We start from the raw sequence: 22395 nt of genomic DNA, 5'->3' as shown, positions 1-22395 counted from the left end.
CCGGTCAGCCCTTGACGGGCTCGCCCTGGGTCGTCGCCAGCGGGTCGGTCGACGCGGGGATGTGGTCCGTCGAGATCCGCTTGCGGAAGACCCAGTAGTTCCACGCCGTGTAGATGAGCGCGATGGGCGTGAAGACGAGCGCCGCACCGGTCATGATCTTCAGCGTCAGCGGGGAGCTGGCGGCCGCCTCGAGGGTGAGGTTCGGGTCGTCACCGCGCCCGTTGATCGCGTTGGGGAAGAGCATGAGGAAGTACGTCGCGACGGCGAAGAGGATCGTCAGGGTCGTGCCGACGAAGGCCTTGCCCTCCAACCCCTTCGTGTTGAAGAAGATCGCCGCGAGCAGCGCGACGGCCGCGAGCGCCGTGGTGAGCCACGACCACGCCGAGCCCTCGAGGATGCCCAGCCACAGGAGCAGGACGACAGCGAGGACGGCCGAGACGAGGCCCGCCTTCGTCGCGAAGGCGCGCGCCTGCTCCCGGATCTCGCCGTGCGTCTTGAGCGCGACGAAGTGGGCGCCGTGCGTCAGGCAGAGCGCGACGATCGTGATGCCGCCGAGCAGGCTCACCGGGTTGAGCAGGCTGAAGAGGGTGCCGGTGAACTCGGTGTACTCGGTCTGGCCGGCCATGTGCGCCTCCATCGGCAGGCCGTAGACGAGGTTCGTCAGGGCCGCGCCGACGAGGAGCGGGGCGACGAGGGAGCCGCCGATGATGCAGTAGTCCCAACCCTTGCGCCACGCCTCGGAGTCCCGCTTGTGGCGGTACTCGAAGCCCATGTTGCGCAGGATGAGCGCGACGAGCACGAGGAGCAGGGCGAGGTACATGCCGGAGAACATCGTGGCGTACCAGTGCGGGAAGGCGGCGAAGGTCGCGCCACCGGCGGTGAGCAGCCACACCTCGTTGCCGTCCCAGAAGGGCCCGATCGTCGTGAGGAGGACGCGGCGTTTCTTCTCCTCCTCGACGGCCTGCGGCTCGGTGCCGCGCTGGGTGCCGCCGAGGACGGGGACGAGCATGCCGACCCCGAAGTCGAAGCCCTCGAGGACGAGGTAGCCCGTCCACAGGACCGCGAGAAGGATGAACCAGAAGGTCGTGAGTTCCATGTCTGTCGCGTCTCCTGTCAGTACGCGAAGGCGAGCTCGTCGTCGTCCTCGAGGAGCTTGGGCTCCTCGAACGGCTCCGCGCCCTTCTTGATGTAGTCGAGGAAGAGCTTGACCTCGATGACGGCGAGGACGCCGTAGACGAGGGTGTAGACGATCATCGAGATCCACACGTCGGCGGCACCGACGGAGGGCGAGACACCCTGGGCCGTCGTCATCTCACCCTGGACGATCCAGGGCTGGCGGCCCAGCTCGGTGAAGATCCAGCCGAAGCTGTTGGCGACGACCGTGGCGATCGGGGCGAGGACGAGCAGCGGCTTCCACCAGCCCTGCATCGGCACCCCCATCGCCTTCTTGCGCGTGGCGAAGAGGACGACGGCGGCAACTCCGGCGGCGAAGAAGCCGGCGCCCATCATGAGGCGGAAGTTCCAGTACGTCATCGCGATCGGCGGGATGTAGCTGTCCGCCTGGGTGAGCTCTTGGTCAGCGAAGGTCGCCCGGTACTCGTTCTCGATGTCGACCATGCCCTGGACCTGGCCGTCCCAGCTGCCGGTGCCGAGGTAGCTCAGCAGGCAGGGGATCTCGATGATGTGCCGGGGGTCCTCGCCCCCGAGCCCGGCGACGGTGAGCACCGAGAAGGGTGCGCACTCCCCGGCGGGCGGGGTGTCGTAGAGCGCCTCCGCGGCCGCCATCTTCATGGGCTGGACCTCGGTCATGATCTTGCCCTGGACGTCGCCGGAGACGGCGACGGCGAGGCCGGCGACGAGGGAGACGACCGCCCCGAGACGTGCGGCGCGACGCCACATCGGGACCTCCTCCTGGCCACCGGCGCCGGCGACCGTGGCGGCCTCGCCGCGCTGGGCCTGGCGCATCTTGTGGAAGGCGACGGCCATGATGAAGGCGCCACCGACCATGTACGCCGAGGTGACGACGTGCGGGAAGGCGACGAGCTGGACCTTGTTGGTCAGCACGGCGATGAAGTCGGCCATCTCGGCGCGGCCGGTGACCTCGTTGATCCGGTAGCCGACCGGGTTCTGCATGAAGGAGTTCGCCGCGAGGATGAAGTACGCGGAGAGCACCGTGCCGATGTGCACCAGCCAGATGCACATGACGTGGATCTTCTCCGGGAGCTTGCCCCAGCCGAAGATCCACAGGCCGAGGAAGGTCGACTCCATGAAGAACGCGAGGAGCGCCTCGAACGCGAGGGGGGCACCGAAGATGTCACCGACGAAACGGCTGTAGGAGCTCCAGTTCATGCCGAACTGGAACTCCTGGACGATGCCGGTGACGAGGCCGAGGGCGAAGTTGATCGTGAAGAGCTTGCCGAAGAACTTGGCCAGCCTCATGTCCTCGGGGTTGCGCTTGATGAGCCACCGGGTGTGGAACCAGGCGACGAGCGCGGACATGCCGATGGTGATCGGCACGAAGAAGAAGTGGTACACGGTGGTGATGGCGAACTGCCACCGCGCGAGCTCGAGGGTTTCCATCGGCTCCCCTTGCAAACGTCGTAGTACTACATGTCGTCGTACATGCTACGACGGACCGTAGTAGTCACAAGCAAGGTCCACCTGAATGGTGACGAGGGGCACGGGCCCTTTATCGGATAACCCGAGAAAGTGCGTGGAACCCGGGAACGGTTGTCGGGTTCGAGGAACCTTGTCGGGTCAGCGCGGGTGGGCGAAGGGCGCGGGGGCGAAGGGGGCGGGGGCGAAGGGGGCGTGGGCGAAGGGGGCGTGGGCGAAGGGGGTCAGGCGAGCGGCGCGCGGTACCGGACGAAGGGGGTGCCGGGCCGGCTGAGCAGGACGGTGAGCACGACGACGAGGCCACCGCCGACAGCGGTGGTCAGCCCGGCACCGAGCGTGGGCGAGGCCGCGCCGTGCAGGACGTCGGCGACGCGGGGACCGCCGGCGACGACGACGAGGAAAACCCCCTGGATCCGGCCGCGCATCGCGTCGGTGGCGGCGCTCTGCATCATTGCCGTCCGGAAGGCCGCCGAGATGACGTCCGCCGCCCCGCCGAGCGCGAAGAAGAAGGCCGCGACCCAGAGCATCGCCCCGAGCGAGCCGCCGGCCGCCATGACCGCGGCACCCATGCCGACCATGGACAGACCCCAGACGACGATCGACCCCGACACCGCGAGGCCGTGGTGCTCGACCCGCGACACCCATCCGGAGAAGACCCCGCCGAGGAAGGCCCCGAGCGGCATCGCCGCGAAGAGGACGGCAAAGGCGAACCCCCCTTCGCTCGGACCCCCGAAGTCGACGTGCGCCATCTCCGGCACGAGCGCCCGCGGCATCCCGAAGGTCATCGCCACCCCGTCGAGGACGAAGGACATAAGGAGCACGGGGTGCCCCCGGAGGTAGACGAGCCCGTCCCAGACCGACCGCAGCCCGGGCGAGGACGGGGGCGCGTCGGCCTCGCGCTCGATCGGCATCGTCGGCAGCCCGACGACCGCCCAGAGCGTCGCGAAGAGGGTGATCGTGTCGAGGAGGTAGAGCCAGGCATAGCCGATGAGCGGGATGAGCGCGCCGCCGATGAGCGGGCCGGCGATGGCCCCCGCCATGAAGACCGTCATCCCGAGCGAGCTCGCGGCGGGACGAAGGGGGGCGGGCACGATCCGGGCGATCGCGGCCCCGCGGGTGGGCTGGTTGATGGCGAAGAAGGCCTGCTGGAGGGCGTAGATCGAGAGCAGCAGCCAGACGTTCGTCGAGCCGAGGGCGGCCTGCACCCACAGCGCGGCCGAGCTGAGGATGAGCCCCCACGTCGTGATCGTCAGGACTCGCCGCCGGTCGAAGTGGTCGGCGATGCTGCCGCCCCACAGGCCGAAGACGAGCAACGGGACGAGCCCGAAGACCCCGGTGAGCCCGACGTACGCCGACGACCCGGTCATCCCGTAGATCTGGGCCGGGACGGCGACGACCGTCAGCTGCGCCCCGACGACCGTGACGGCCTGACCGACGAAGAGCCGCCGGTACTCGGGGATGGCGAGCGGGCGGGTGTCCGCCAGCAGTCCCCGGATCCGTCGCACCGAGGCACCCTACGTCCCCACCTCCTCGCACGAGCCAAGGCTCGTGTCGGACGAAGGGGGTAGGAGCCTTGGCTCGTGCGAAAGGGGGAGGGGGAGGAGCCTTGGCTCGTGCGAAAGGGGGAGGGGGGAGGGGGGTCAGACGACGAGCTCGGCGGCGGCCTGGGCGACCTGCTCGTGCTCGGCGCGCAGGCGGGAGAGGAAGGACTTCGTCCGCTCGTGCTGCGGGTCGTTGATGACCTGAGTCGGGTCGCCCTGCTCGACGACGACGCCGCCGTCCATGAAGATCACCCGGTCCGCGACGTCGCGGGCGAAGGCCATCTCGTGGGTCACGACGATCATCGTCATGCCGCGCTGGGCGAGCCGGCGCATGACGTCGAGGACCTCGCCGACGAGCTCGGGGTCCAGCGCCGAGGTCGGCTCGTCGAAGAGCATGAGCTTGGGTTGCATCGCCAGCGCCCGGGCGATGGCGACGCGCTGCTGCTGGCCCCCGGAGAGCGCGGCCGGGTAGGCGTCGTGCTTGTCCTGCAGCCCCACCTTCTCGAGCAGCTCGAAGGCCTCGGCCTCGACCTCGGAGCGCTTGCGCCGCTTGACCTTGATCGGCGCCTCCATGACGTTCTGCAGCGCGGTCATGTGCGGGAAGAGGTTGAACCGCTGGAAGACCATGCCGATGTCACGGCGCTTCGCGGCGATCTGCTTGTCCTTGAGCCGGTAGAGCTTGCCGTCCCGCTCGCGGTACCCGGCCAGGTCCCCGTCGACCCAGATCCGGCCGGCCTGGATGTCCTCGAGCTGGTTGATGCACCGCAGGAAGGTCGTCTTGCCCGACCCGGACGGCCCGAGGAGGCAGACGACCTCGCCCTCGTTGACATCGATGTCGATGCCCTTGAGCACCTCGTTGCTGCCGAAGGACTTGTGGACGTTGACCGCGTGCACGAGCGGCATGCCGGTTGTCATCAGACGCTCCTCCCGAGCAGCTTGGCCTTGGTGGTGTTGGCCTTGGCCTTCGAGTCATCGGTGGTGCCGTAGCCGCGGCCGAAGTACCGCTCGAGGTAGTACTGCCCGATCATGAGCACCGTCGTGATGACGAGGTACCAGATCGTGGCGGCGACGAGCGAGGGCATGACCTTGAAGGTCCGGCTGCTCACGACCTGGGTCTGGAAGAACAGCTCGGTGCCGAGCGGCAGGTAGGCGAGCAGCGAGGTGTCCTTGACCATCGCGATCGTCTCGTTGCCGGTCGGCGGGATGATGACGCGCATCGCCTGCGGCAGGACGACCCGGCGCATCGCCTGGCCGGGGCTCATGCCGAGCGCGGCGGCCGCCTCGCGCTGCCCCTCGTCGACCGAGAGGATCCCGGCGCGGGCGATCTCGGCCATGTACGCGGCCTCGGAGAGCCCCATCGCGATGATGCCCCAGATGAGCGTCGAGCTGATCTGGTTGACGTTGAGGCTGAAGAGCGTGAGGTCGGAGCTCAGCCCGAGCCAGCCGGCGAGCTGCTGGCTGAAGGGGAAGGGCCCGATGTCGAACTTCGGGTAGAGGTAGCCGATGCCCGAGCCGAAGAGGAAGACGAGCACGAGGCGCGGGATCCCGCGGAAGAACCACGTGTACGCCAGGCCGACGACCCGCAGCACCGGGTTGCTCGAGAGCCGCATGATGCCGACGACGACGCCGAGCGTCACGCCGATGATCATCGAGCCGACCGTCGCGATGATCGTGCCCTTGAGCAGGCCCTCGAGCACCGGGCTGAAGTTCATCACCCGGAAGGCGAAGGGGAAGTCCCACTTGGGGTTGGTGACGAAGCTCGACACGAGCATCGCGCCGAGCGCCCCGATGACCGCCACCGCGACCCACCGGCCGGGGTGGCGGACCGGGACGGCCTCGATCACCCCGGGGCGCTCGTCGGAGGACCGGGCGACGCCGCCCCCTTCGCTCGAAGGAGACGGCGTCCGCGCGTCGTCAGGGGTGGAACCCATCAAGGGTTGACGGCGAAGTCGTCGATCGCGCCCGACTCGTTGCCCCAGTTCTTCAGGACGGTGTCGTAGGTGCCGTCCTCCTTGATCGCCTTGAGCGCCTCGGCGATGGCGTCGGCGAGCTCGGTCTGGTCCTTCGGGACGACGATGCCGTACGGGGCCGAGTCGTAGATCTCACCGAGGGGCTCGAGCGCGTCGGGCTGCTGCTTGACCGCGTAGAGCGCGATGGGGGAGTCGGCGAGCATCGCGTCGACCTTGCCCGAGGCGAGGCTGACGGTGACCTTCGACTGCTCCTGCTCGACGACCGCCTTGATCGGGTCCTTGCCGGCGTCGGTGCACTCCTTGTTGCGCGCCTCGAGGTCGTCGATCTGGACGGTGCCCTTCTGGACGCCGATGCTCAGCCCGCAGGCGTCGTCCGGGTTGACGTTCTTCGGGTTGCCCTTGGCGGTGACCCACTGGGTGCCGGCGTTGAAGTAGGCAATCATGTTGACCTCCTTCTTGCGCTCGTCGTTGATCGTGAAGGAGCTCACCGAGACGTCGTACTTGCCCGAGCCGACACCCGCGAGCAGCGAGTCGAAGCTGGCGTTGCTCCACTCGGTCTTCAGGCCGAGCTTGTCGGCGACGGCGTCGAAGAGGTCGACGTCCATGCCCTCGACGGTCTTGCCGTCGTCACCGAGGAACTCGTTGGGGGCGTAGGAGGCGTCGGAGCCGACCTGGAGCGTCCCCTTCTCCTTGATCTCGGCGGGGACCTTGTCGGCGAGGGCCTCGTCGGCCTCGACCTTGAGCGACTCGGTGGCCGAGCTGGCCGAGTCGCCCGCCTCGTCGAGGCTGTCCGAGCCGCAGGCTGCCAGCGTGGTCGTCAGGGCGAAGGCGGCTGCCAGGGCGAAGGGGGCGCGACGCATGAGGGTTCCTCCGTGGTTCAGGTGGGCGCGGGCGCGCCTGGTGGGGTCATGGTGCCACCACGAAGGGGTGAGGGTCGCCCCCTTCGCACCGGTCGAGACCGAGCCGCAACCTGGCGCTCAGGAGCGGCGGGCCAGGAGGGCCTGGACGAAGACGCGCTGGATGTCGTCGGGGGTCTCGGCGATGTAGGAGCTGCCGCCGGACTCGTCGGCGATCTGCTGGAGCGCCTGCGGGTTGGCCTCGCCCATGCCGATGGTGATGATCCGCACCGGCTTCTCCGGGTCGTAGGCGCCGTCGAGCTTGTCGAGCAGCTGGCGGAGGTTGAGCCCGCCGTTGGGGTCGTCGTTCTCGCCGTCGGTGATGACGACGACGGAGTTGACGTAGTCCGGGTCGTACTCGTCGAGCATCGTCTGGTACCCGGCCCAGACCGAGTCGTAGAGGCCGGTGTCGCCCTTGACGTAACGGTCGGTCCGGTCGACGATCTGCGCCAGCCGGTCCCGGTGCGTGCCACCGTCCTCGAGCTTCGTGTCGAGCCGCATGATCGGAGCGAGCTCCCTGTGGTCGACACCCTTGCCGCCCTGGTCAGAGGAGAAGATCCAGGCGCCGACCTGGCTGCCGGCGGGGATGATCTGCAGGGCCCGGCGCAACGCGCCCTGGGCGATCTCGAAGCGGGTCATGCCCGGGGTGGTGCTCGGCCACGCCATCGAGCCCGATACGTCGATGATCGGGAGCATCCGCATGTCGGTGCGCAGCACGTGCCACTGCTCGGCCGCGGCGAGTCGCTCGTCACGGTCGAGCGGGGTCATCTCGGTGAGCTTCGCAGCGGGCTGGCCGGCGATCTCCGGCCCTCCGCTGCCGTCCGGGCTGCGGAAGCCGGCGCGCGCGAGGTCGCGGCGCATCTCCGTGCTGGCGAGGGCTGCCCGAGCCTTGTCCGCGATCTTCACCTGGTCCGAGGTGAGCTGGGGGTTGGTGATCCAGGGGTAGTCGAGCGACAGGGTCCCGTTCTCCGGCATGACGGCGCGAAGGGGGGAGTCGGGGTGCTCCTCGCCGAAGGCGGCGATCGCCTGCTCGGACGCGGGGAACTGGACGGTGCCCGAGGGGTCGCTCGCGTGGTCGCTCAAGAGCTTGGTCGTCGACGGCGCGGCGAAGCGGGAGAGGACGATGAGCCGAGAACCGGTCCGCATGCCGACGGTGTCGGGCTGTCCGCTGCGGCTGGCGTGGAAGGCGAGACGGCTCGCGCTGTCGACGTCAGGGTTGGCCATCTGCAGGTCGTCGCTGCTGTTGAGGAGCTGGCTCCACGAGCTGACCCGGGTGGCCTTGTCCCGGGCTGCCAGGACGACGGGAGAGCTGGCGACGGACGGCCCGGCGATCCACTGCCCCTGCGAGCCGTCGGTGTCGATGGCATCCACCCACGTCGACGAGTCCGGGATCCACGCCGCGGGGGCGTTGCCCTCGTTGATCGCCTGGGCGACCTCTGTCGCGCTCTCGGGCGAGACGCTGAACCTGGTGCACTCGTCCCCGTCGGCGACGCGCGTCAGGGCGCTGTCGACGGCCTCGGCGATCTCGGGGGAGACCGAGACCCTCAGCGTGCCGGCGGGGCAGGCGGACACCGACTGCTCGTCGTCGCGGAGCAGCGCCCAGGCCGCGGCGCCGAGGCCCAGCATGAGGGCGAGCGCGCCGGCGACGACAAGAGTCCACGGCGGGCGGCGGTTCTCACGATGTCGCGCGCGTCTCCGCTCGGACCTGGCCGAGAACTCATCGCCCGGGGAGCCGTCGCCGGGGACCGCGGAGTCGCTCCAGGCGTCGTCCCCCCATGCGTCGTCCCGACGCGAGGGCGAGCTCGACAGGTCGTCGCGGGACATCGGGCTCCTTCGATCCGGGCTCGCACGGTCAGTGACACCCCGGGGCCCGGGGTGTCACAAAGTCCAGTTCACCCCAGACGACCCGCGAATGTCGCCCGGGTGTGCGCATCGTCACGCTCCTGCCACACTGCTCGCATGGCCAACCTCGCTGTCAAGATCGCCGTCAACGCCGTCGCGCTCTGGGTCGCTGCCTTCCTCGTGGGCGGCATCAAGCTCGCAGAGGACGGCTCGACCTTCGCTTCGAGGTTCACGACGGTGCTCCTCGTCGCGGTTCTCTTCGGGCTCATCAACGCCGTGGTCAAGCCGATCGCCAAGCTCCTCTCCTTCCCGGCGATCGTGCTGACCCTGGGGCTCTTCACCTTCATCGTCAACGCCTTCATGCTCCAGCTCACCGAGTGGATCAGCGAGCCGCTCGGGCTGTCCTTCTCGATCGACCAGTTCTTCTGGGACGCCGTCATCGGCGCCCTCATCGTCACGGTCGTCTCGATGGTCCTGAACTTCGTCATCCCCGACGGTGACGACGCCTGATGGCGACCACCCCCGTGCGCCTGCGCGGCGCCCTCGACAGCGTGCCCGCCTACGTCGCCGGCAAGCCGGCTGCGGCCCGTGAGGGCCAGACCGTCTACAAGGTCAGCTCCAACGAGAACCCGTACCCGCCGCTGCCGTCGGTCCGTGCGGTCATCGAGGAGGCCGCCGGCACGGTGAACCGATACCCGGACATGGGCATCACCGAGCTGACGGAGGCGTTGTCCGAGCACCTCGACGTGCCGCCCGAGCGCATCGCCTGCGGCACCGGCAGCGTCGGCGTCCTCGGTCAGATCATCCAGGCGACGTGCGACGACGGCGACGAGGTCGTCTTCGCGTGGCGCTCCTTCGAGGCATACCCGATCGTCGTGGCGCTCGCCGGGGCGGAGTCGGTCCGGGTGCCGCTCACGCGAGACCACCGGCACGACCTCGACGCGATGGTCGCCGCGGTGACCGACCGGACCCGCGTCCTCCTCGTGTGCACCCCCAACAACCCGACCGGGCCGACCGTGACCCACGCCGAGCTTCTCGACCTCGTGGCGCGGGTGCCCGAGCACGTGCTCGTCGTCATCGACGAGGCCTACCTCGAGTTCGTCGAGGACGACGGCAGCCAGGACCCGGTCCGGGCGCTGGAGATCCACCAGGCCCACCCGAACGTGGCGGTCGTGCGGACCTTCTCCAAGGCCTACGGGCTGGCCGGCCTGCGGGTCGGCTACGCGGTGGCCCACGAGCCGGTCGCCGAGGCGCTGCGCAAGACGGCCACCCCCTTCGGCGTGAACTCGCTGGCCCAGGTCGCCGCGGTCGCCTCTCTCGGGGCCCAGGAGGAGCTCGGCGAGCGGGTGGCGGCACTCGTAGGGGAGCGTCGACGGGTCGTCGAGGCGCTGACCGCGGGCGGCTGGGAGATGCCGCAGAGCGGGGCGAACTTCGTGTGGTTCCCTCTCGGCGAGCGCACCCCCGACTTCGTCGCAGCCTGCGCCGACGCCGGCCTGTCGGTCCGTCCCTACGGGACCGAAGGGGTGCGGGTCACCATCGGTGAGCCGGAGGCCAACGACCGTCTCGTCGAGGTGGCCCGCAGCTTCGCCTGTCTCGAGGGGTGAGACTTCTCAGGTAGGTTGTCGCCCGACGACAACGCGTGTGCGCCCGGTCACATCCCGGGCCTCGGCGCGTCCACCGCACCGGCGCGGGGTGATCCCCCAGCCCGCCGGGACGAAGGGAGATGACGTGAGCGACAACGAGGTCGCGCAGGGCCGCAGCGCCGGCGCCGACATGGCGGGGGCCTTCGAGTCCTCGGGCGGGCACGGGCCGACCCCGCCGAGCCAGATCACCGGGCACTACTCGGCCGACAACCCGGACATGGTCCAGTTCGTCGACGCCGACGGCAACCGCCTCGGGATCACCGAGGCCAACGAGCCGTACAGCTGCATCGTCGAGGAGATGACCTCGCAGGACGCCCGGACGATCTACCGCGACCTCGTCCTCGTGCGCCGCATCGACGCCGAGGGGCACGCGCTGCAGCGTCAGGGCGAGCTCGGGCTCTGGCCCAGCCTCCTGGGACAGGAGGCCGCCCAGGTGGGCGCCGGTCGTGCGCTGCGCCCGCAGGACTACGCCTTCCCCGGCTACCGCGAGCACGGTGTGGCCTGGTGCCGTGGGGTCCCGCCGGAGAACCTCTTCGGGATGTTCCGCGGGGTCAACAACGGCGGCTGGGACTCCAACGCCAACAACTTCCACCTCTACACGATCGTCATCGGCAACCAGATGCTCCACGGCACCGGCTACGCCATGGGGGTCAAGGCCGACGGCGCCGTCGGCACGGGCGACCCGGACCGTGACACCGCGGTCATGGCCTTCACCGGTGACGGCGGCACGGCGCAGGGTGACTACAACGAGGCGCTCGTTTTCGCCTCGGTCACGGCGGCCCCGATCGTCTTCTTCATCCAGAACAACCAGTGGGCGATCTCCGAGCCCAACGACAAGCAGTTCACGATCCCGCCGTACCAGCGCTCGCGCGGCTTCGGGATCCCCGGCGTCCTCGTCGACGGCAACGACCCGCTCGCGACCTACGCGGTGTGCAAGGCGGCCCTCGACCGGGCGCGCGCGGGGGAGGGGCCGACCCTCATCGAGGCCTACACCTACCGGATGGGCGCCCACACCACCTCCGACGACCCGACGAAGTACCGCTCGGACGCCGAGGTCGAGATCTGGCGCGAGAAGGACCCGATCAAGCGCATGCGCGGCTTCATGGAGGAGAAGGGCCACGCCGACGCCGAGTTCTTCGCCGCCGTCGACGTCGAGGCCGACGAGATCGCGGCCCGCATCCGCGAGGCCTGCCAGACGATGCACGACCCGGACCCGGTGACGATGTTCGACAACATCTACGTCGAGGAGCACCCCGTCGTCGCGGCCGAGAGGGCGGAGTTCCAGGCCTACCAAGCCTCCTTCGTCGAGGAGGGGAGCCACTGATGGCGGGCAGCAAGCTCACCCTCGCGAAGGGGTTGAACGCGGGCCTGCGCCGGGCGATGGAGGAGGACCCGAAGGTCGTCCTCATGGGCGAGGACGTCGGCAAGCTCGGCGGCGTCTTCCGCATCACCGAGGGCCTGCAGAAGGACTTCGGCGAGGACCGGGTCATCGACACCCCGCTCGCCGAGTCCGGCATCGTCGGCACCGCGGTCGGGCTGGCGCTGCGCGGATACCGCCCGGTCGTCGAGATCCAGTTCGACGGCTTCGTCTACCCGGCCTTCGACCAGATCGTCAGCCAGGTCGCGAAGATGCACGCCCGCTCGCTCGGCAACCTCCGGGTCCCGATGGTCATCCGCATCCCCTGCGGCGGAGGCATCGGTGCGGTGGAGCACCACAGCGAGTCCAACGAGGCCTACTTCGCCCACACCGCGGGCCTGCGGGTCGTCAGCTGCTCGAACGCCGCTGACGCCTACTGGATGATCCAGCAGGCCATCCAGACCGACGACCCGGTGATCTTCTTCGAGCCCAAGCGCCGCTACCACGAGCGCGGCCAGGTCGAGGTTGACCGGGACGCCGGCGCGGACCTCGGGCTCTACGAGTCCCGCGTCGTCCGCGAGGGCACCGACGCGACGCTGCTCTGCTACGGCCCCATGGTCAAGACCTGCCTCCAGGCCGCCGATGCCGCGGCGGAGGAGGGGCGCAGCCTCGAGGTCATCGACCTGCGCACGCTCAGCCCGCTCGACCTGCCGGCGATCCTCGACTCCGTCCGCAAGACCGGGCACGCGATCGTCGTCCACGAGGCGCAGACCTTCGTCGGGCTGGGGGCGGAGATCGCCACGCTCATCCAGCAGGAGGCCTTCTACCACCTCGAGGCGCCGGTCCTGCGGGTCGGCGGCTACAACATCCCCTACCCGCCGAGCCGGCACGAGGAGCACTTCCTCCCCGACCTCGACCGGGTGCTCGACGCCGTCGACCGATCGCTGGAGTACTGAGCATGGCGCTGAAGAAGTTCAACCTGCCCGACCCCGGCGAGGGCCTCACCGAGGCCGACCTCGTCACCTGGCGGGTCGCCGTCGGCGACGTCGTCAAGGTCAACGACATGGTCGTCGAGGTCGAGACCGCGAAGTCGCTGGTCGAGCTGCCGATCCCCTTCGCGGGCACGGTCGTCGAGCTGCTCGCGGCCGAGGGCGACACCGTCGAGGTCGGCGCGCCGATCATCGTCGTCGAGACCGGCGAGGGCGGGAGCGACCCGGCCGCCGCGGCCGAGCCGGCTGCCGCCGAGGGCGAAGGGGACGAGTCCAGCGGGCCCAACCTCGTCGGCTACGGGGCGAAGGCCGGGTCCACCCGGCGTCGCGCTCGCAAGGGGGCCCCGACCCCTTCGCCGGAGGCCGAGGTGGCACCTGAGCCCGAGCCCGCGATGCCCGTCACCGGCGAGCGCGCCCGCGCGCTCGCGAAGCCGCCGGTCCGCAAGCTCGCGAAGGACCTCGGCGTCGACCTCGGGTCGATCACCCCGTCGGGCGACGGCGGGATCGTCACCCGGGCGGACGTCGAGGCGGCGGCCTCAGGAGGCGCAGCGCCGACGGAGCCCGTCGCGGCTCGTCGCAGCGCCTCGCCCACGCAGAGCGTGGGACGCAGCACCTCAGGGAGCAGTGCGACGGAGACGCGCATCCCGATCAAGGGCGTCCGCAAGATGACCGCCCAGGCGATGGTCGACTCGGCCTTCACCGCGCCGCACGTCACGGAGTTCATCACCGTCGACGTCACCGCGACGATGGAGCTCGTCGACCGGCTCAAGCGCGACCGCGCCTTCACGGACGTCAAGGTCACGCCGCTGCTCGTCGTCGCCAAGGCCCTCTGCCTTGCGATCCGTCGCAACCCGCAGGTCAACGCGTCCTGGGACGAGGCCGCCCAGGAGATCGTCGTCAAGCGCGACGTCAACCTCGGCATCGCCGCAGCGACCCCGCGCGGGCTCCTCGTGCCGAACATCAAGGGCGCCGACTCGATGTCGATGCGCGAGCTCGCCGACGCGATGGCCCAGCTCGTCTCGACGGCGCGCGAGGGCAAGACGCAGCCGGCCGACTTCGCCGGGGGGACCGTGACGATCACCAACGTCGGGGTCTTCGGCGTCGACACCGGCACCCCGATCCTCAACCCGGGTGAGGCCGCGATCCTCGCCTTCGGCGCGGTGCGGCGCATGCCGTGGGTCGTCGAGCGGGACGGCGTCGAGGAGATCGTGCCGCGCTGGGTCACCCAGCTGGCCCTCTCCTTCGACCACCGGATGGTCGACGGCGAGCTGGGCAGCAAGGTCCTCGCCGACGTCGCGGCGCTGCTCCACTACCCGGGGCAGGCGCTCGTCTGGGTGTGACCCGAGCACGACGAAGGGGGTGCGGCCGGGCCAGGCCGCATCCCCTTTCGCCGTCGCTCTTGGTCAGTCGACCGTCTGTGAGAGCTGGAACGCGGTGTAGCTCGAGACGAGACCGGTCCCGCCGCCGATGGAGAGCGTCGACAGCGGCTGGTTGACGAGCGCGGTGCGCGTCGCCGCCGTAAGGCTGGAGGAGTCGGTGAAGTAGAGCGGGCCCTGGTCCTTGGCGGCCGCCGAGGTCACCGCCATCGCCTGGAAGAGCTGGTTGCGCTCCACGACCCAAGCCGTGCTCGACGACATGAGACCCCCCTTCGTCGCGATGTTTATGGCCCCGTTGACGCGGTTGCTGCCGGTCCACCGCTCGATCCGGACTCCGGGCAGGGCGCTGCGGACCTGGGCCTCGGTCTCTGCGGAGATGCTGGGCCCACCGCCGAGGAGCACCACGCGGCGTGGGGCCAGGCGCTTGAGCTCGGTGGCCGTCTCGGCGTGGAGGCGCTCTTGGGGGGTGAAGAGGACCGGCGCCTTGAGCCGCCCCGCCACGGGGGCCACGGCGATGGCGGCGGTCACGTTCTTCTCGGTGGCGACGAAGGCGGTGTCGAGGCCCGGGGCGGCGGTAAGCGCGCTGATGAGCGCCGACGACGCGTACCTCGTCGGGCCTCCCCATCGCTCGACGACCCCGGTGGTCGCATACTGCCGCAAGGCTCGCTCGAGCGTCGTGCTCGCCGCGACCGTGCCGCCGAGCAGGACGATCTTGGCCGGCTTGAGGCGTTGCAGCTCTGCGGCGACGGGGGCGTTCACGGCGTCGCGGCCCACGAGCAGGAGCGGCGACCCGGAGCGGCCTGCGGCCGGGGCCGCCGAGAGGATGTCGGCTGTCGCGCTCGCGGCGGCGACGTAGGCGACCGGCGCCCCGGCGGGGAAGGTCTTGGCCGACGCGCCCGCCGAGATCGAGAACCGGTCGTTCCCGCCGACCCGGGTGACCTTCTTCTTGGCGATGGCCTCGTACATCGTCTGCCGCTTCGTGTAGACGATCCGGCTCACGCCCTCGATCGTGCTCACCTGTCGCGACTGCGTGCCGCTGCTCGACCCGTCGTGGGTGAGCACGCCGATGCTGTAGTGGTAGGGGCTGTGCTGGACGGCGCCGATCGAGTTGACGTGCCAGCCGTCGGTGCGGGGGAGCCAGCCGTTCTTCAGCGCCACGGTGCCGCTCGGCGGGCCGGCGGTGACGCCCCAGTCCTGGGCGGTGTTGATGTTGCGCATCTGGGTCATGCCGTAGGACCGGTTGGTGCTTGTCAGCTTGCCGGTGGCGCGGGTGAAGTGCTCCATGAGCAGCGCCTGGTCCTCGGGGACCGTGGACGTCAGCCCCCAGTGGTCGGCCGGGTCGGAGATCGTCTGGGTCATGCCGAGCCGCTGCGAGACGCGGGTCAGGCCGTCCCGGCGGCCGATGTGGGTGTAGAGCGAGGTCGTCGCGGCGTTGTCGCTGTTGCGGATCATCGGGACGATCTTCGACTTCTCCCACGTCGTCAGCCCGCGGCCGGCGGCCTGCGCCTTGAGCATGACCCCGGCCATGATCTCGACCTTGACGATGCTCGCTGTGACGTTGCGGTTCGAGGTCTTCGTGTACGAGAAGACCTCGCCGGAGCCAGGGATGCGGACGGCGACCCCGGTCGCGCCTGGCCGCCCGGCGAGGTAGGTGCGCAGCTCGGACTCGAAGGGGAATCGGTTCGACGCCGTGGTGGTCGACATGGAGCGCTGCTGCGCGGCAGCGTTGACGGAGGCCTCGTCGACAGTGACAGTGAAGGTCAGGGCACCCCGGACAGGGCTGTCCGCTGCGGCGGGGGCGGTAGCCGCCTGCTCCGCGGGCACGATCTCGTCGAGATCGCCCGTCGTCGGGGTCTGCGCCGTGCAGGTGACGCCCTCGCCGGTGGGCTCGACCTCGACCTTGGCCCCCTTCATCGTCCGGCCGGCGAAGCCAGGCTTGCCGACGACCTTCAGCGGACCATCCGCCGGCAGGGTGGCCGTGCCACCGTCGGCAAGGTCGCCGGTCACGGTGATCGTGTCGTCGCCGATACCGTCGCAGATGACGGTGAGCTCCTCGGTGACGGGGTCGGCCTGTGCGGTGGCTGCGGCCGCGACGAGCCCGAGGGTGCTCGCGGCGGCAGCCGCGACGAGAGTCCGGACGGTGCGCATGTGTGTGCTCCCCTGCTGCTTCTGTGTGGCGGTGGCGTCAGTCTGCCACCGCCCGTCGGGCCGGTCACGGGTCGCCGACGCGCGGACCTAGGGTGGATCCCATGTCCGCCCCCTCCACCCCGGCCCCGCGCGGCAGCGCGATCTGGGCCGGGTCGCTGCTCGTCGCCACCGTCGTCGCCACGGTCCTCGCCGTCGTCGTCGGGTCGGCAGCGGTGGCCTACGAGGCGGGCGACCCGGGCGCGCTCGTCCGGTGGGGCATCCCGGTGGTCACCGCGGTGCACGACGTCGCGGCGGCGCTGACGGTCGGATTCCTCCTCGTCGGCGCCTTCCTCGTCCCCGAGACGACGAGGACCCGCCGCAGGCTGCTCGCGAGCCGGGCAGCTTCCCTCGCCGGGTCGGTGTGGATCCTCACCCTCCTGCTCCTCGTCGTGCTCACCTTCGCCGACCTCGCGGGCGTGCCGATCGGCCAGGAGGGCTTCTGGACCCAGCTCGTCTCCGTCGTCTGGAACCTGCAGATCCTGCGGATGAACATCATCAGCGCCGTCGTGGTCCTCGTCGTCGTCATGGCGTGCGCGGGCTCGGACTCCAAGGCGGTCCTCGCGTGGGGCTTCTTCGGGTCGTGGCTGGCGCTGCTGCCGCTGGCGCTGACCGGCCACTCCGCGGCGGCGCTCGACCACATGACGGGTGTCAACGCCCTCGGCGTCCACCTCCTCGCGGCGACGGCCTGGGTGGGTGGGCTCGCGGCCCTGGCCGTGATGCACCGCGGGCTCGGCCCGCACCTCGCCCCGGCCCTGCGCCGCTACTCGAGCGTCGCGGCCTGGTGCTTCGCGGGAGTCCTCGGCTCGGGCGTCGTCCTCGCCTGGACCAACATCGCCGCCTGGGACAACCTCCGCAGCCGCTACGGGCTCCTCCTCCTCGTCAAGGTCGTCCTCGGCCTGCTCCTCGGCGTCTTCGGCTGGTGGCAGCGGCGGACCTTCGTCCGCAAGGTCGACGAAGGGGGGCGCGCCCCCTTCGCCCGGTTCGTCCTCGGTGAGCTCCTCGTCATGGGCGCCGCCTTCGGCGTCGGGGCGGCGATCAGCCGCACGCCCCCTCCGACGAACGTCCTCGTCGAGGTCCCGAGCTCGATGGTCTACGCGCTCTCGGGCTACCCCGACCCCGGCGCACCGCCCTCGGGTGCCTGGCTCACGTCGTGGAACGTCGACTGGCTCTGGCTGGCCGTCGCCCTCGTCGCGGTCGGTGTCTACCTGCGCTGGGCGCTGCGCCTGCGGGCGCGTGGTGACCGCTCGTCGGTGCTGCGGACGATCTCGTGGGTCGTCGGCTGGGCCGCCTTCGTGTACTTCACGAGCGGGGCGCCCGGCGTCTACGGCAAGGTCTCCTTCAGCTGGCACATGATCGAGCACATGGGCGTGGCGATGATCGTCCCGCTCTTCCTCGTCCCCGGCGCCCCCATCACGCTGGCGCTGCGCGCGCTGCCGGCCCGGACCGACAAGACCCTCGGCCCCCGCGAGCTGATCCTCGCGTCGGTGCACTCGCGCTACCTGAGGGTCGTCGCCAACCCGGCGGTCGCAGCGGCACTCTTCTTCTTCAGCATGGCGCTCTTCTACTACAGCCCGCTCTTCGAGCTGTCCATGAGCACCCACACCGGGCACGTGCTCATGATGATCCACTTCCTGCTCAGCGGGTACGTCTTCGTCTGGGTGCTCATCGGGGTCGACCCCGGCCCGAAGCGCTGGCCGCCGCTCGCGCTGCTCGTCGTGCTCTTCGTGACGATCAGCTTCCACGCGTTCTTCGGCGTCATCCTCACCGAGAGCACCACCCTGCTCGCCGGGGGCTTCTTCGGCTGGCTCGACCTGCCGTGGGTCCCGGACCCGCTCGCCGATCAGCACAAGGGTGGCGAGATCGCCTGGGGCGTCGGCGAGGCACCGACCCTCGTGCTCGCCGTGACCGTCGCCGTGCAGTGGATGCGCAGCGACGACCGGGAGACGAGGCGACGGGACCGCCGCGCCGACCGTGACGGCGACGCCGAGCTCGAGGCGTACAACGCCCACCTCGCGGCGCTCGGGCGGACCCAGGACCAGGGCTGACGTCGCGCGGCCCTGATTTCTGGGTGGGCCGCAACCCGCCGCAGCGCTACGCCGCGGCCTACCCTCGTCCCGAGGACGCGGGCTCTGCCGCGTCACCTGCCCCGGAGGTCACTCCATGTACATCGGCCTTGGCATCTTCTTGCTGCTCGTCGGTCTCGTCATCGTCTTCGCCTACAACGGTGACCAGGTGATCGCGGGCATCGACCTCGGCGTCATCGGCTGGATCGCGATCGTCCTCGGCGCGCTCGCCATCATCCTCAGCCTCGTCATGAGCCGCTCGCGCCGGCCGGCCGGCTACACCGCCAGCCGCACCACCGACGGCCCGGACGGTCGCCGCTACGAGGAGACCCGCGTCGACCCCGACGACCGCATCTGACCCGACCCACGACGAAGGGGCCCGCACCGGATCACCGGTGCGGGCCCCTTCGCCTGTGGCGGGGTGGCTCAGAAGGCCGACTCCGGCACGTCCATGAGGGAGTTGTCCGTCGCCTCGGCGATGGCGCGCTCGGAGGCGAGGCGCGGGAGGACCTGGCTGGCGAAGAACTTCGCGGCGGCGATCTTGCCGGTGTAGAAGTCCTTGTCCTTGCCCTCGGCGGCGTCGACCTTCGCGACCGCGATCTCGGCCTGGCGCAGGAGCAGCCAGCCGATGACGAGGTCGCCGGCACCGAGCAGGAGGCGGCTGGTGTTCTGACCGACCTTGTAGAGGTTGGTGACGTCGCCACCCTCCTGGCGCGGGTCGGAGGCCATGAGCGGGCCGACCATCGCGCCGAGGATGCCCTGGGTGTCCTCGAGGCCCTTGCCGAGGAGCTCGCGCTCCTTCTTCAGGGCGCCGTCCTGGGCGTCGACGTCCTGCGCGAACTCCTGGATCTGCATCGCGATGTGGCCGAGCGCCTGCGCCTGGTCACGGATGATCTTGCGGAAGAAGAAGTCCATGCCCTGGATCGCGGTGGTGCCCTCGTAGAGGGTGTCGATCTTCGCGTCGCGGACGTACTGCTCGATCGGGTACTCCTGGAGGAAGCCCGAGCCGCCGAGCGTCTGGAGCGACTCCGTGCCGAGGAGCACCCAGGCCCGCTCGGAGCCGAGGCCCTTGACGATCGGGAGGAGCAGGTCGTTGACCCGGTTGGCCATCGCGGCGGGGGAGTCGTCGGCGATCTCCTCGGCGCCCGTCTTGCGGTGCTCGAGGTCGACGGTGTCCTGCTGGCTGGCCGTGTAGAGGACGAGCGCGCGCAGGCCCTCGGCGTAGGCCTTCTGCAGCATGAGGCTGCGGCGCACGTCCGGGTGGTGGGTGATGGTCACGCGGGGGGCGGCCTTGTCGGTCATCTGCGTGAGGTCGGCGCCCTGGACGCGCTCCTTGGCGTACTCGAGGGCGTTGAGGTAGCCGGTCGAGAGGGTGGCGATGGCCTTCGTGCCGACGAGCATGCGGGCGTGCTCGATGACGCGGAACATCTGGGCGATGCCGTCGTGGATGTCGCCGAGGAGGGTGCCGATGGCCGGCTCCTTCTCGCCGAAGGTCACCTCGCAGGTCGTGGAGACCTTGAGGCCCATCTTCTTCTCGACGTTGGTGACGTAGGCGCCGTTGCGCTCGCCGAGCTCGCCGGTCTCGAGGTCGACGTGGAACTTCGGGACGATGAAGAGGGACAGGCCCTTGGTGCCGGGGCCGGCGCCCTCGGGGCGGGCGAGGACGAAGTGGATGATGTTGTCCGTCATGTCCGACTCGGCCGAGGTGATGAAGCGCTTGACACCCTCGACGTGCCAGGTGCCGTCACCGTTGTCGGTGGCCTTGGTGCGGCCGGCGCCGACGTCCGAGCCCGCGTCGGGCTCGGTGAGCACCATCGTGCAGTGCCAGCCCTTCTCGATGATCCAGCGGGCGAGCTTCTTCTGCTCGTCGTTGCCGAGGAGGTGCAGGAGGTTGCCGAAGGAGTACGACGCGGCGAACATCGCGATGGCGGGGTTGGCGCCGAGCACCATCTCGTTCAAGGCCCACTTGAGCGACGGGGGAGCCGGCGTGCCGTCGAGCTCGGCCGGGACGTCGACGGACCAGAAGCCCGACTCGACGTAGGCGTTGTAGGACTTCGTGAAGGACTCGGGCATCGTCACCGAGTAGGTGGCCGGGTCGTAGACCGGCGGGTTGCGGTCCGCGTCGGTGAAGGAGGCGGCCAGCTCGTTCTCGGCGAGGCGTGAGACCTCCTTGAGCATGTCGCGGGCGGTCTCCTCGTCGACCTGGTAGGGCTCGACGCCGAGGACCTCCTGGCGGTTGAAGACCTCGAAGAGGTTGAACTCGATGTCGCGCAGGTTGCTCTTGTAGTGACCCATGCTGGCGTCTCCTGGTCATGTCGTCGGAACGCCGGCGTGGCCGGCGCTGGCTGTCGGTAAGCGGTCGCTTACTCGACGATCCCGTTCATCTTCACCTTTAGTTGCTTGCGGCAGCAAGCACGAGGCGGGTGATGTGACCCACAGGCCTCCCGTGTTCGCCGAGCGCGGCTGCCTACTGCTTGGTAGCGTTTCCTCACCGCCCGGGCCGACGGAGCCTCGGGTGCCCCCGGAGGAAAGGGAGCTCGACGATGAGTTCATCCACCTGGGCGCCGCGGATTGCCGCGGTCGCCGCCCTGACGCTGTCCCTCGGACTGGGCGCAGGCGCTCCCGCGCTCGCCGACCCGCCCACGCATGCGAAGGGGGTGAAGCCCGGGCCGTCCGATCCGGCCGCGCCGTCGGCGAGTGACCTGGCCGCCGACGGGCCCCACACGATCACGAAGACCGCGATCTCGGGGTCGGTGACCCCGGGCTTCGGTGCCGCGACGATCTACGCCCCAGCAGCGGGCAGCGGCTACGGCGGGGTGGCGATCTCGCCCGGGTACATGTCGACGCAGTCGGCCGTCAGCTGGCTGGGCCCGCGCCTCGCCTCGCACGGCTTCGTCGTCATCACCTTCGACACCACGACCGTCTGGGACAGCCCGGACTCGCGTGGCGTCCAGCTGCTCGCTGCGCTCGACTACCTCACCGGGTCCAGTCCAGCGCGCGGTCAGGTCGACGCCTCGCGCCTGGCCGTCATGGGCCACTCCATGGGTGGAGGAGGCTCGCTGGCCGCCGCCAAGTCGCGCCCGTCGATCGACGCCGCCATCCCGCTCACGCCCTGGCACACCGACAAGACGTGGCCGGAGGTGAGCGCACCGACCCTCATCGTCGGGGCGGAGAACGACGGCATCGCGCCGGTCGCCTCGCACGCGGAGCCCTTCTACGAGAGTCTCGCCACGAGCACCGACCGGGCCTACCTCGAGCTCAACGCGGCCACGCACTCCGCGCCCAACAGCGAGAGCGCACAGATCTCGACCTACTCGCTGGCCTGGCTCAAGCGCTTCGTCGACGGCGACACGTCCGTCGATCCCATCCTCTGTCCTGGGCCCGCGGCCAGTTCCACGGTGGAGGAGTACCGCTCCAGCTGCCCCTTCTGATCCGGGCCGTCAACGGCTGTGCGCCGGGGTGCGTGCCCCGGCGCACAGTCCGCTCGGGCGTCGGTTAGACTTCCGACCGCGCCACTGTCCCGGGAGACTTCACGGGCAGGCGCGCGCCGGTGTAGCTCAATGGTAGAGCGCCAGCTTCCCAAGCTGGACACGCGGGTTCGATTCCCGTCACCGGCTCCACGCACGACGAAGGGGCGGGGCCGGGAGATCCCGGCACCGCCCCTTCGTGCTGTGTCAGCCGGCGTAGACCGGGACAAGCGTGGGCGGGCGTACGAAGGGGACGCCGCCGTTGGCGGCAGTGACAGTGACAGTGAGGGTCGTCTCGTCCCCGTTGGCGAACGTGATGATCTGGGTTGCGGGGGAGGTGGTCGACCCGCCCGCCGGGACAGTCATGGAGCCGGCCGGGATCGTCACGGTGACGTTGTTGGTCCCGAGTCCCGAGACGGAGCCACCCACGGCGACCGGGTCGAGCTCC

Annotated in this window: 18 protein-coding genes and 1 tRNA gene; 9 read left to right on the top strand and 10 right to left on the bottom strand. The window is 70.1% G+C overall.

Translation table 11 applies throughout. The features are described 5' to 3' along the window. Positions 1–4: 4 nt before the first annotated feature. The 7 genes from cydB to JNO54_RS00740 all read right to left on the bottom strand — a co-directional run bounded on the left by cydB (position 5) and on the right by JNO54_RS00740 (position 8847). A complete protein-coding gene (cydB, locus tag JNO54_RS00770) occupies positions 5–1096 on the bottom strand; it encodes a cytochrome d ubiquinol oxidase subunit II (RefSeq protein WP_204142169.1) in 1092 nt (363 codons plus the stop codon). 17 nt (positions 1097–1113) lie between these two features. Continuing rightward, the gene (locus JNO54_RS00765; protein ID WP_204142168.1) at positions 1114–2580 is read right to left on the bottom strand and encodes a cytochrome ubiquinol oxidase subunit I; all 1467 of its coding nucleotides are present in this window, start codon (positions 2578–2580) and stop codon (positions 1114–1116) included. Positions 2581–2840: 260 nt separating this feature from the next. Next, the gene (locus JNO54_RS00760; RefSeq protein ID WP_204142167.1) at positions 2841–4121 is read right to left on the bottom strand and encodes an MFS transporter; all 1281 of its coding nucleotides are present in this window, start codon (positions 4119–4121) and stop codon (positions 2841–2843) included. Between the two features lie 135 nt (positions 4122–4256). After that, complete coding sequence (locus JNO54_RS00755) at positions 4257–5072, bottom strand: amino acid ABC transporter ATP-binding protein (protein WP_204142166.1); 816 nt, start codon at positions 5070–5072, stop codon at positions 4257–4259. Next, positions 5072–6088 carry an amino acid ABC transporter permease gene (locus JNO54_RS00750; protein WP_204142165.1) on the bottom strand — a complete coding sequence of 339 codons (1017 nt, stop codon included), beginning with the start codon at positions 6086–6088 and terminating at the stop codon, positions 5072–5074. Before JNO54_RS00750 ends, JNO54_RS00755 begins: the two co-directional genes overlap by 1 nt. Then, positions 6088–6987, bottom strand: coding sequence for an ABC transporter substrate-binding protein (locus tag JNO54_RS00745; RefSeq protein ID WP_204142164.1), 900 nt, complete (start codon positions 6985–6987; stop codon positions 6088–6090). The genes JNO54_RS00750 and JNO54_RS00745 overlap by 1 nt, the downstream gene beginning before the upstream one ends. 117 nt (positions 6988–7104) lie before the next feature. Beyond that, positions 7105–8847 (bottom strand): substrate-binding domain-containing protein, encoded by a 1743-nt coding sequence (locus tag JNO54_RS00740; RefSeq protein WP_204142163.1) that lies wholly within the window; start codon positions 8845–8847, stop codon positions 7105–7107. Between the two features lie 135 nt (positions 8848–8982). Between JNO54_RS00740 and JNO54_RS00735 the strand changes: the two genes are divergently transcribed. The 5 genes from JNO54_RS00735 (at position 8983) to JNO54_RS00715 (ending at position 14194) form a co-directional block, all read left to right on the top strand. Then, positions 8983–9375: a phage holin family protein gene (locus JNO54_RS00735; RefSeq protein ID WP_204142162.1), complete on the top strand. Its 393-nt coding sequence runs from the start codon at positions 8983–8985 to the stop codon at positions 9373–9375. Further along, the gene (gene hisC, locus JNO54_RS00730; protein WP_204142161.1) at positions 9375–10469 is read left to right on the top strand and encodes a histidinol-phosphate transaminase; all 1095 of its coding nucleotides are present in this window, start codon (positions 9375–9377) and stop codon (positions 10467–10469) included. The genes JNO54_RS00735 and hisC overlap by 1 nt, the downstream gene beginning before the upstream one ends. Positions 10470–10593: 124 nt before the next feature. Further along, the gene (locus JNO54_RS00725) at positions 10594–11832 is read left to right on the top strand and encodes a thiamine pyrophosphate-dependent dehydrogenase E1 component subunit alpha (protein ID WP_372430702.1); all 1239 of its coding nucleotides are present in this window, start codon (positions 10594–10596) and stop codon (positions 11830–11832) included. Beyond that, positions 11832–12821 (top strand): alpha-ketoacid dehydrogenase subunit beta, encoded by a 990-nt coding sequence (locus JNO54_RS00720; RefSeq protein WP_204142160.1) that lies wholly within the window; start codon positions 11832–11834, stop codon positions 12819–12821. The genes JNO54_RS00725 and JNO54_RS00720 overlap by 1 nt, the downstream gene beginning before the upstream one ends. Positions 12822–12823: 2 nt before the next feature. Continuing rightward, complete coding sequence (locus JNO54_RS00715) at positions 12824–14194, top strand: dihydrolipoamide acetyltransferase family protein (protein WP_204142159.1); 1371 nt, start codon at positions 12824–12826, stop codon at positions 14192–14194. 63 nt (positions 14195–14257) lie between these two features. Here the strand turns inward: JNO54_RS00715 and JNO54_RS00710 are convergent, their stop codons facing one another. Next, positions 14258–16378 carry a cell wall-binding repeat-containing protein gene (locus JNO54_RS00710; RefSeq protein ID WP_204142158.1) on the bottom strand — a complete coding sequence of 707 codons (2121 nt, stop codon included), beginning with the start codon at positions 16376–16378 and terminating at the stop codon, positions 14258–14260. Between the two features lie 101 nt (positions 16379–16479). On the opposite strand from JNO54_RS00710, the gene JNO54_RS00705 reads away from it, so the two are divergent. Beyond that, entirely contained in the window at positions 16480–18462 is a 1983-nt protein-coding gene (locus JNO54_RS00705; RefSeq protein ID WP_204142157.1) for a bifunctional copper resistance protein CopD/cytochrome c oxidase assembly protein, read from the top strand. 115 nt (positions 18463–18577) lie between these two features. Then, a complete protein-coding gene (locus tag JNO54_RS00700; protein WP_204142156.1) occupies positions 18578–18838 on the top strand; it encodes a DUF6458 family protein in 261 nt (86 codons plus the stop codon). 68 nt (positions 18839–18906) lie between these two features. Here JNO54_RS00700 and JNO54_RS00695 read toward each other — a convergent pair whose 3' ends face one another. Then, positions 18907–20775, bottom strand: coding sequence for an acyl-CoA dehydrogenase (locus JNO54_RS00695; protein ID WP_204142155.1), 1869 nt, complete (start codon positions 20773–20775; stop codon positions 18907–18909). 248 nt (positions 20776–21023) lie between these two features. On the opposite strand from JNO54_RS00695, the gene JNO54_RS00690 reads away from it, so the two are divergent. Together JNO54_RS00690 and JNO54_RS00685 are read left to right on the top strand one after the other, a co-directional pair. Further along, positions 21024–21911: a poly(ethylene terephthalate) hydrolase family protein gene (locus tag JNO54_RS00690; RefSeq protein ID WP_204142154.1), complete on the top strand. Its 888-nt coding sequence runs from the start codon at positions 21024–21026 to the stop codon at positions 21909–21911. A gap of 115 nt (positions 21912–22026) precedes the next feature. Beyond that, positions 22027–22100: transfer RNA gene (locus JNO54_RS00685), tRNA-Gly, on the top strand. Positions 22101–22154: 54 nt separating this feature from the next. On the opposite strand, the gene JNO54_RS00680 is transcribed toward JNO54_RS00685, so the two are convergent. After that, complete coding sequence (locus tag JNO54_RS00680) at positions 22155–22376, bottom strand: hypothetical protein (RefSeq protein WP_204142153.1); 222 nt, start codon at positions 22374–22376, stop codon at positions 22155–22157. Positions 22377–22395: the final 19 nt, after the last annotated feature.

It is taken from the genome of Janibacter endophyticus (genome assembly GCF_016888335.1).
Lineage (GTDB): Bacteria > Actinomycetota > Actinomycetes > Actinomycetales > Dermatophilaceae > Marihabitans > Marihabitans endophyticum.
The sequence above is the reverse complement of the archived record's forward strand: the minus strand, read 5'-3'. Positions and strand labels throughout refer to the sequence as shown.

Bases quoted from the DNA above. Each gene is read 5' to 3' on its own strand.
- cydB (WP_204142169.1), bottom strand. From the start codon at position 1,096: ATGGAACTCACGACCTTCTGGTTCATCCTTCTCGCGGTCCTGTGGACG.
- JNO54_RS00765 (WP_204142168.1), bottom strand. From the start codon at position 2,580: ATGGAAACCCTCGAGCTCGCGCGGTGGCAGTTCGCCATCACCACCGTG.
- JNO54_RS00755 (WP_204142166.1), bottom strand. From the start codon at position 5,072: ATGACAACCGGCATGCCGCTCGTGCACGCGGTCAACGTCCACAAGTCC.
- JNO54_RS00750 (WP_204142165.1), bottom strand. From the start codon at position 6,088: ATGGGTTCCACCCCTGACGACGCGCGGACGCCGTCTCCTTCGAGCGAA.
- JNO54_RS00745 (WP_204142164.1), bottom strand. From the start codon at position 6,987: ATGCGTCGCGCCCCCTTCGCCCTGGCAGCCGCCTTCGCCCTGACGACC.
- JNO54_RS00740 (WP_204142163.1), bottom strand. From the start codon at position 8,847: ATGTCCCGCGACGACCTGTCGAGCTCGCCCTCGCGTCGGGACGACGCA.
- JNO54_RS00735 (WP_204142162.1), top strand. From the start codon at position 8,983: ATGGCCAACCTCGCTGTCAAGATCGCCGTCAACGCCGTCGCGCTCTGG.
- hisC (WP_204142161.1), top strand. From the start codon at position 9,375: ATGGCGACCACCCCCGTGCGCCTGCGCGGCGCCCTCGACAGCGTGCCC.
- JNO54_RS00720 (WP_204142160.1), top strand. From the start codon at position 11,832: ATGGCGGGCAGCAAGCTCACCCTCGCGAAGGGGTTGAACGCGGGCCTG.
- JNO54_RS00715 (WP_204142159.1), top strand. From the start codon at position 12,824: ATGGCGCTGAAGAAGTTCAACCTGCCCGACCCCGGCGAGGGCCTCACC.
- JNO54_RS00710 (WP_204142158.1), bottom strand. From the start codon at position 16,378: ATGCGCACCGTCCGGACTCTCGTCGCGGCTGCCGCCGCGAGCACCCTC.
- JNO54_RS00705 (WP_204142157.1), top strand. From the start codon at position 16,480: ATGTCCGCCCCCTCCACCCCGGCCCCGCGCGGCAGCGCGATCTGGGCC.
- JNO54_RS00700 (WP_204142156.1), top strand. From the start codon at position 18,578: ATGTACATCGGCCTTGGCATCTTCTTGCTGCTCGTCGGTCTCGTCATC.
- JNO54_RS00695 (WP_204142155.1), bottom strand. From the start codon at position 20,775: ATGGGTCACTACAAGAGCAACCTGCGCGACATCGAGTTCAACCTCTTC.
- JNO54_RS00690 (WP_204142154.1), top strand. From the start codon at position 21,024: ATGAGTTCATCCACCTGGGCGCCGCGGATTGCCGCGGTCGCCGCCCTG.